The sequence below is a fragment of the Clostridium sartagoforme AAU1 genome, assembly GCF_000401215.1.
GTDB classification, from domain to species: domain Bacteria; phylum Bacillota; class Clostridia; order Clostridiales; family Clostridiaceae; genus Clostridium; species Clostridium sartagoforme.
The window spans coordinates 1-8,024 of record NZ_ASRV01000005.1; the positions used below are offsets into that span (position 1 = coordinate 1).

At 28.4% G+C, this 8,024-nt stretch carries 8 protein-coding genes; all 8 read right to left on the reverse strand.

The window, feature by feature from the left end:
* Positions 1-157: 157 nt before the first annotated feature.
* A complete protein-coding gene (locus A500_RS00095; RefSeq protein ID WP_016205564.1) occupies positions 158-1,276 on the reverse strand; it encodes a glycosyltransferase in 1,119 nt (372 codons plus the stop codon).
* A gap of 9 nt (positions 1,277-1,285) precedes the next feature.
* Complete coding sequence (locus A500_RS00100) at positions 1,286-2,071, reverse strand: WecB/TagA/CpsF family glycosyltransferase (RefSeq protein ID WP_016205565.1); 786 nt, start codon at positions 2,069-2,071, stop codon at positions 1,286-1,288.
* On the reverse strand, positions 2,061-3,251 hold the full coding sequence (locus A500_RS00105; RefSeq protein ID WP_016205566.1) for a glycosyltransferase family 4 protein: 1,191 nt from the start codon (positions 3,249-3,251) through the stop codon (positions 2,061-2,063). The genes A500_RS00100 and A500_RS00105 overlap by 11 nt, the downstream gene beginning before the upstream one ends.
* Before the next feature lie 8 nt (positions 3,252-3,259).
* Positions 3,260-4,189: a GDP-L-fucose synthase gene (fcl, locus tag A500_RS00110; protein ID WP_016205567.1), complete on the reverse strand. Its 930-nt coding sequence runs from the start codon at positions 4,187-4,189 to the stop codon at positions 3,260-3,262.
* Between the two features lie 110 nt (positions 4,190-4,299).
* Complete coding sequence (gmd, locus tag A500_RS00115) at positions 4,300-5,385, reverse strand: GDP-mannose 4,6-dehydratase (RefSeq protein ID WP_016205568.1); 1,086 nt, start codon at positions 5,383-5,385, stop codon at positions 4,300-4,302.
* Positions 5,386-5,414: 29 nt separating this feature from the next.
* Entirely contained in the window at positions 5,415-6,461 is a 1,047-nt protein-coding gene (locus A500_RS00120) for a mannose-1-phosphate guanylyltransferase (RefSeq protein WP_016205569.1), read from the reverse strand.
* A gap of 18 nt (positions 6,462-6,479) precedes the next feature.
* Positions 6,480-7,139 carry an exopolysaccharide biosynthesis polyprenyl glycosylphosphotransferase gene (locus A500_RS00125; RefSeq protein WP_016205570.1) on the reverse strand — a complete coding sequence of 220 codons (660 nt, stop codon included), beginning with the start codon at positions 7,137-7,139 and terminating at the stop codon, positions 6,480-6,482.
* 51 nt (positions 7,140-7,190) lie between these two features.
* Entirely contained in the window at positions 7,191-7,964 is a 774-nt protein-coding gene (locus tag A500_RS00130; protein WP_016205571.1) for a tyrosine-protein phosphatase, read from the reverse strand.
* Positions 7,965-8,024 lie beyond the last annotated feature (60 nt).

Consider the following 8,024-nt stretch of genomic DNA (forward strand, 5'->3'; position numbering starts at 1 on the left):
TTTAATACAATTATGTTAAACATAATATAAAATTTGTATAATTTTTTCTCGATTATATTTATTAATTTTAAGTTACCAATTGATATATCACATTTCTAAATGTATTTAATATTTATGAAAAATTATATATTCTTTTATAACTTAAAATAAATAACTTCTATAATTTAGAATAAAAATCAACAAATTCATCACTTAAAATTTCCCAATTAAAATAATTTGTTATTGCTTTATTCGCATTTTGACCAATTTTATCATTTTCTATATTATTTTCAATTAAATTTGACCAACTCTTTATATCATAATTATCTATAAGAAAACCATTATTAAAGTTATCTATAATTTGGTTCGGTCCTGGAGCTGTTTTAGCAAACACCTTACATTCATGGTACATAGCTTCCAAAATAGCCATCCCAAATATTTCAACCTCACTAGTATTTATAAAAACATCTGTAACCTTTAAATACTTATGAATCTCAGTATTTTTTATTTTTGGTATATATGAATATTTAATCTTATTTTCACTTTTACTTATTAATTTTTTAATATCTTCTCTTAATTCTCCATCACCAATAATTACAGGTTTGTAGTCTTCATTATTAGTAATCAAATTTTCAATTATGTTAAATGCCTCAATAGGTCTCTTATCCCTTGTTAGTCTACCTATATAAATAATTACTTTATCCCTACTATTAAAACCAAGTTGCTCTTTTAGTTGACTTTTTTCCTCTATAACTTTAGGGATACAAAATAAGTCTAACCCAACCGGTATAATTTTACAGTTATTTACTCCCATTTCTATTAACTGCTTAAAAATCTTATTATTTTTGGAAATTATATTCGATTTTTTATACCACATCAGATTTCTTTTAAGCAATAGCTTCATAATAAATTGTTTTATGTTCTTATTATTACTGTATAGAGAACCAATATAACAATAATATTTAATGTTATTTTTACGTAAAAATTTAATAAACTTAGGCGCAATTAACTGATTATCTACTGCTAAATGAACTATATCAATATTATATTCCAATATAAACTTAGGTGAGACAACACCATGAATTCCAATTTTTTTTGCTGGGACGTAAATAATACGTATCCCCTTTTCTATCTCTTGTACCTCAACATCACTAATTTCATTTTTATCTACAAGAAAAAATATATCCGTATCTATACCTTTAGTTTTCAACCCTCTCGCTAAACCAAGCTCTTGCAAGTTATAATATCCACTTTTCCCAGATTCACCACAATAAAGCCTAATAATTCCTATCTTCATAACTTCACCCTATTTTCTAAAACCTAAATGCTTAATATTCAAATATATAAACTTACTATTTGTAACTAAATATCTTTTAAATAATCTTTTAGGATCTTGAGCTAACCTAAACAACCATTCTAGATTATGCTTTTGCATCCATATAGGTGCCCTCTTTATTCTTTCAGCATAATAATCAAATCCTGCTCCAACACCTATCATTACCGAATTCACTTTATTTTTATGCTTATACATCCACTCTTCTTGCTTTGGTGCACCTAAACCTACCCATACGAAATCTGCATTTCTACTGTTTATCTCTTTTATAATTACTTTATCCTCCTCATCATTTAATTCCCTAAATGGTGGTGAAAATGCTCCTACCACTTCTAAATTAGGAAACTTATTTTTAATATTTTTTATTAAATTTTCTAAAGTTTCTTCTGTGCTACCATAAAAATAGTGTTTATATCCCTTTTCTTTTGATATTTTAAAAATCTCTCCCATTAAATCTGGCCCAGTTACTCTCTCCGCTTCATTAAATCCTCTTATTTTGCTAACTACAGATAAAGGACCACCATCTGGTAATGCTAAAACACCAAAATTTTGTATACTTTTATAGTGCTCATTTTCATATGCCATAACTGTAGTATGAACATTTGAAATACATATATAGTTACCTTTTAAATTTTGAATGTTACTTATAATAAACTTTATTGTTTCTCTCATATTTGTAACATTAATATTTACACCTAATATATTACAAGTTTTAAGATCAATTTCCATTTTATTATTTTCACAATAACTAGTTTCCATCAATGTCCCCCGATACTTTATTATAGATATTTACTAAAATTTTATAATTAATCTCGTCATTATAATCTCTACGATAATATTGTTTAGCTCCATTACTAAGTTTTCTTAGAAGTTCACTGTCCTCATTTAATCTTTTAACTGTTAAAGCTAACTTTATTGGATCATCATATTTAAACAATAAGCCATTTTCCTCATTTTCCACTATACATTCTAAATTTCCGATTGCACCTGCTATCACTGCTGTTCCAACAGAAAAGCTTTCTACAATTGTCATTGGAAACCCTTCATAACATTGAGATGGGACTATAATGGCTTTAGCTTTTCTAATTAAATTAATTACTTCACTCTTGTCTTTATATCCAACTAAATTTATATTGTTTAACTTTTTATTTGCAATAAACTTTCTTGCGCCTTCTAAATACGGTCCAGTCCCAACAATTATCAACTGCATGTTATCTAATTTTTCCCAAGATTGTAATAAAACTTCTATTCCTTTTAACCTATCTATTCTTCCAACATAAATAAAATAATCTTCCTTTAAGTATTTTTTACTAACTAAAGTTTCTTTCATAAAATTAGGTTTAACAAATATATTATTACTTTTAATTAATGTAGATAATTTCTCCCTATTATAATTAGTTAAAGCTATATATCCATCAACTTTTTTATAAGTTCCGATTAACCTATGGAAATATAAATTAAAAGCTGAAATAAAACTCTGAGTGATTGAATTTCTATAGCATTTATTCTTTATTGAATGATATAAATTCTTTTTCACACAGTCCTCGCATATTTTATTATTTCTTGTAAATGTTGCTCCTGGACATAGTAATCTAAAATTATGAACAGTTTGTACAACAGGTATCCCACTATGTCTAGCTGCATAATATACTGATGGACTTACTAATGGTAATGTATTATGAACATGAACAATATTTATATTTTTTTCTTTTATTATTTTTTTGACTTCCCTGTAAGTTTTAAAAGAGAAAACTGTTTCCAAAGGTAATATCAGTTTGCCTAACATACTTCTTTTTTTAATTTCATCATTATGTCTAGTATATAAAAATACATCATGATTATTTTCAATTAGTAAATTTTTTTCATTATCTACAACAGTATCTTCCCCACCTGGAATTTGATAATAATTATGAACTATTAAAACCTTTTGCTTCTTCATATTAATTCCTACCTACAACTTTTCAAGAACCAGTCATATGCTAATTTTATACCAGAATTCAAACTTACTTTATGCTTCCACCCTAATCTGTTCAATTTATCAACAGTAGTTAACTTTCTAGGTGTTCCATCTGGCATTTCAGTATTAAATACTAAATCACCTTCAAACCCAATAACTTTCTTGATTGTTTCAGCTAATTGTCTTATAGAAACTTCTTCTCCAGTCCCAATATTAATATGTTGTTCACCATTATAGTTTTCCATTAAAAACACACAAGCATCAGCCATATCATCAACATACAAAAACTCTCTAAGTGGTGTCCCTGTACCCCATACCTCCACAACTTTACTATTATTTACTTTAGCTTCATGGAACTTTCTTATTAATGCAGGTAATACATGAGAATTTTTCAAATCAAAATTATCATTTGGTCCATAAAGATTAGTTGGCATGCAGCTTATAAAGTTATCTCCATATTGTCTTTTGAAAAATTTACACATTTCAAGACCAGCAATTTTAGCTACTGCATACGCTTCATTAGTTTCTTCTAATAATCCTGTTAATAAATATTCTTCTTTTATTGGTTGTGGTGCCATTTTAGGATATATACAAGTACTTCCTAAAAATAGAAGCTTTTTTATTTTAAAATCATGTGCTGCTTTTATAACATTATTTTGAATCATTAGATTTTCATATATAAACTCTGCTGGATATATATTATTTGCATTAATTCCACCAACCTTAGCTGCGGCTAAGAATACATACTCTGGCTTTTCTTCTTCAAAAAATTTTCTTACTTCATTTTGATTAGTTAAATCTAATTCCTTATGAGTTCTAAAAATTATATTTGTAAATCCTTTTGATTGTAAGCTTCTTACTATTGCAGATCCAACTAAACCTCTATGACCTGCAACATAAATTTTACTATCCTTATTCATACTTAATCCTCACTTTCACAATTATAAACAGTTTACATCATAATTAAATCGTTATAATTTAAACTATTTATAATGGAAGGCTAAAAAGCCTGTCCATTATAAAAACAAATTTACTTTGTTGCAGCTACTTCTTGATTAGCCAAGAATTCTTGTACGCTAACACCTACGATTTCCTTCATATCAGCATCAACCATCATTGAAACTAAACCTCTAAAACTTACTTTTCTTTCCCATCCTAATTCTTTTTCTGCCTTAGTGCAGTCCCCCCATAAAAGTTCAACTTCTGCTGGTCTAAAGTATCTTGAATTAACATCTACCATTAGCTTACCTGTAGCTTTGTCATATCCTTTTTCATCTACTCCTGTTCCCTTCCACTCAATTTCAATTCCTACTTCAGCAAATGCAAGCTCAACAAACTCTCTTACTGTATGAGTTTCATTAGTTGCAAGAACATAATCTTGAGGCTTTTCTTGTTGAAGTATTAACCACATTCCGTAAACATAATCTCCTGCAAATCCCCAGTCTCTTTTAGCATCCATATTACCTAAAGACAATTTTTCTTGTTTTCCAGCCATTATTGAAGCAACTGCTCTTGTAATCTTTCTAGTAACAAAAGTTTCTCCTCTTCTTGGAGATTCATGGTTAAATAAAATTCCATTACAAGCAAACATGTCATAAGATTCTCTGTAATTTACAGTTATCCAATATGAATAAAGCTTTGCAACTCCATATGGACTCTTCGGATAGAATGGAGTTCTCTCACTTTGTGGAGCTGTATCTGGAAGTCCACCAAATAATTCTGAAGTTGAAGCTTGATAAAATTTACACTTAACTCCACTTTCTCTTATAGCATCTAATAATCTTAAAGTACCAGTTCCTGTAGCTTCTGCAGTATATTCTGGAACTTCAAAGGATACTGCGACATGAGATTGTGCTGCTAAATTATATATTTCAACTGGCTTAATTTTCTCTATTAATCTATTCAAATTTGATGAATCCGTTAAGTCTCCATAGTGCAGAAACAATTCCTTATTCCCAATTTCAGGATCTTCAAATAAATGATCTATTCTTGAAGTATTTATAGTTGAATGCCTTCTAACTATCCCATGTACTTCATATCCCTTTTCTAATAATAATTCTGCCAAATATGATCCATCTTGTCCTGTTATACCTGTAATTAAAGCAACTTTTTTCATTTTACTATTTCCTCCATCAAACTTAAAATTTATATTATATTCTTTAGCTCTTTTACATTAGCTACATTATTTTTATTGCCAATTATAATTTTACCTTCATTTTGAATTACATAAATATTACTTAATCCATCTATTAAAACTTTATTTTCATTAGATACAATTAAATTGTTCTCTGCATTTAAAGCTTTATGAGATCCTAATATAATATTTCCATACTTATCACTTTCTCTATACCTCTCTAGCGCCTCCCAGCTTCCAACATCATCCCAACCAAAGTTACTTGGAATCACGTACACATCTTTAGATTTCTCTAAAACTGAATAATCTATAGATATAGCTTCTGTTTTATTATAATTTTTATTTATTAAGTTTTGTAAATTTTCTTCTTTTATCTCTTTAATTGGATAAAGTGCTTTGTATGTATCTTTAGAGTATATACTTATTTGATTTATTATATTGTTTATGCTCCAAATAAACATTCCGCCATTCCAAAGATAAGAACCTTCTCTTAAATACCTTTTGGCAGTTTCTTTGTCTGGCTTTTCTACAAAAGTATCAACTTTCATAACTCTAAAATCATTAGATTTTAATTTATTATATCCATATTTTATATATCCATAACCAGTTTCTGCTCTAGTTGGATTCATTCCTAATGTTACTATTGCCTTATCATTTTTATTTACAAAGTTATCTGCTGCTAAAAGTGTATTTCTAAATTCCTCTTCATCTTCAATTAAGTGATCCGAAGGTAATACTACCATATTTACATTTTTATAATATCTTTCTATAATAATTGCAGATAAGGTTATACATGGTGTTGTATTTCTTCCTTCTGGTTCAACTATTATATTTCTATCATCTATTTCTGGTAATTGCTCTTTTACCAAAGAAACATATTTTTCTCCAGTACATATAAATATTCTGTCTATTGGTATAATCGGTTTAATTCTATCTACTGTCATTTGAATCATCGTCTTATCACCTATTAAATTTAAAAATTGTTTAGGCCTTTCTTCAGTTGATAAAGGCCAAAACCTTGTTCCTTTACCACCTGCCATTATTAACGCAGTTAACATAGCATCTCCCCTCCTCTTCTAACAAGCATTTTCATCTCCAAGCAGCACTGTAGCTGTCTTTAATATTAATTTTAAATCTAGCCAAAAGCTTCTATCATTTACATACTGTAAATCAAGTTTCATCCAATCTTCAAAGTCTATATTGTTTCTTCCTGAAACCTGCCAGTAGCATGTAAGTCCTGGCTTTACACTTAATCTTTTAAGCATCCATGGTTCAAATTTTGATACTTCTTTTGGGAGACTTGGCCTAGGACCTACTAAGCTCATTTCTCCTTTTAACACATTTATTAATTGTGGAAGTTCATCTATACTTGTTTTTCTTATAAACTTTCCTACTTTAGTAACTCTAGGATCGTTTTTCATTTTAAACATAGGCCCAGACATTTCATTTTTCTTTGCTAACTTTTCTTTTAATTCTTCAGCATTTTGCACCATGGATCTAAATTTATACATTTTAAATTCTTTTTTATTTAATCCAATGCGCTTTTGTGAAAATATTGCTGGTCCTTTTGATTCTAGTTTTATTAAAATAGCCACAATTAACAAAATAGGGCTTAGAATTATTAATCCCAATGTCGACGCTATAATATCTAAAGCTCTTTTAGCTATATTGTACAGAGCACTTTCTTTTCTTTCAATTACTATTATTTCCTGTTCATTGATTTGAAGTCTTTCCATTATTAATTCTCAACCCCTTTTCCCTTTCATATATAATAATATTTATTTTGTTTATACTTTATTAAATATCCCAAACAACCCTTTTTTCTCTTTAATTAAATTTCCTTCATATTTTATTTCTTTATTAATTAAAAGATTTTCCCCTGAATCTAATAAGTAATTAAAGTACTTTTTATCTAAACTTTTTATAGCTTGTACTCCATTTGCCATATTAGGGTTTCTTTGTGTATCTCTATGAGCATCTGAGCCTATAAAACTATAAATTTTATTTTTCATATAGCTTTCTGCATTTTTTTGTACTTCTTTTCCAAACTCTCCTGTAATACTTCCAAGGTTTAGCTGAAAAAGAAAACCTTCTTTTATAAATTCATTAATTAAAGAAGGACTTTTTATAAACTTTCTATATCTTTCTGGATGAGCTATAACAGGTACTATTCCTTTAAGCTGCAGCTCATATATATTTTCAATAGCTTCTTTACTAGAAAAATCCCTCATGTTAAATTCAATAAGCATGTATCTTGAATTATTTATTGTTCCTATATATCCATTATTATAATTTTCTAATATATTTGATGTGTAATATACTTCTTGTCCGCAATATATATCAATATTTAGATTTTCTTCTTTTGCTAAGCTTCTTACAAGCTCTGCCTTTTCCTTCACTTCTTCTCTAGGTACTTCAAAATACCCTGGCATATAATGAGGAGTTAAAACTAGCTTAGTAGTTCCCCCTAAGACAGCTTGCCTTAGCATATTCAAAGTCATTTCCCTAGACTTTGACCCATCATCAATTCCATATATTAAATGAGAGTGTAAATCCACCATTTAAAAACCCCCTTTTTTTCAGTTCACAGTCTTATTCAGTTCACAGTTCACAATTCACAG

Coding starts and splice junctions, on each gene's coding strand:
- A500_RS00095 (WP_016205564.1), bottom strand. CDS start 1,276: ATGAAGATAGGAATTATTAGGCTTTATTGTGGTGAATCTGGGAAAAGT.
- A500_RS00100 (WP_016205565.1), bottom strand. CDS start 2,071: ATGGAAACTAGTTATTGTGAAAATAATAAAATGGAAATTGATCTTAAA.
- A500_RS00105 (WP_016205566.1), bottom strand. CDS start 3,251: ATGAAGAAGCAAAAGGTTTTAATAGTTCATAATTATTATCAAATTCCA.
- fcl (WP_016205567.1), bottom strand. CDS start 4,189: ATGAATAAGGATAGTAAAATTTATGTTGCAGGTCATAGAGGTTTAGTT.
- gmd (WP_016205568.1), bottom strand. CDS start 5,385: ATGAAAAAAGTTGCTTTAATTACAGGTATAACAGGACAAGATGGATCA.
- A500_RS00120 (WP_016205569.1), bottom strand. CDS start 6,461: ATGTTAACTGCGTTAATAATGGCAGGTGGTAAAGGAACAAGGTTTTGG.
- A500_RS00125 (WP_016205570.1), bottom strand. CDS start 7,139: ATGGAAAGACTTCAAATCAATGAACAGGAAATAATAGTAATTGAAAGA.
- A500_RS00130 (WP_016205571.1), bottom strand. CDS start 7,964: ATGGTGGATTTACACTCTCATTTAATATATGGAATTGATGATGGGTCA.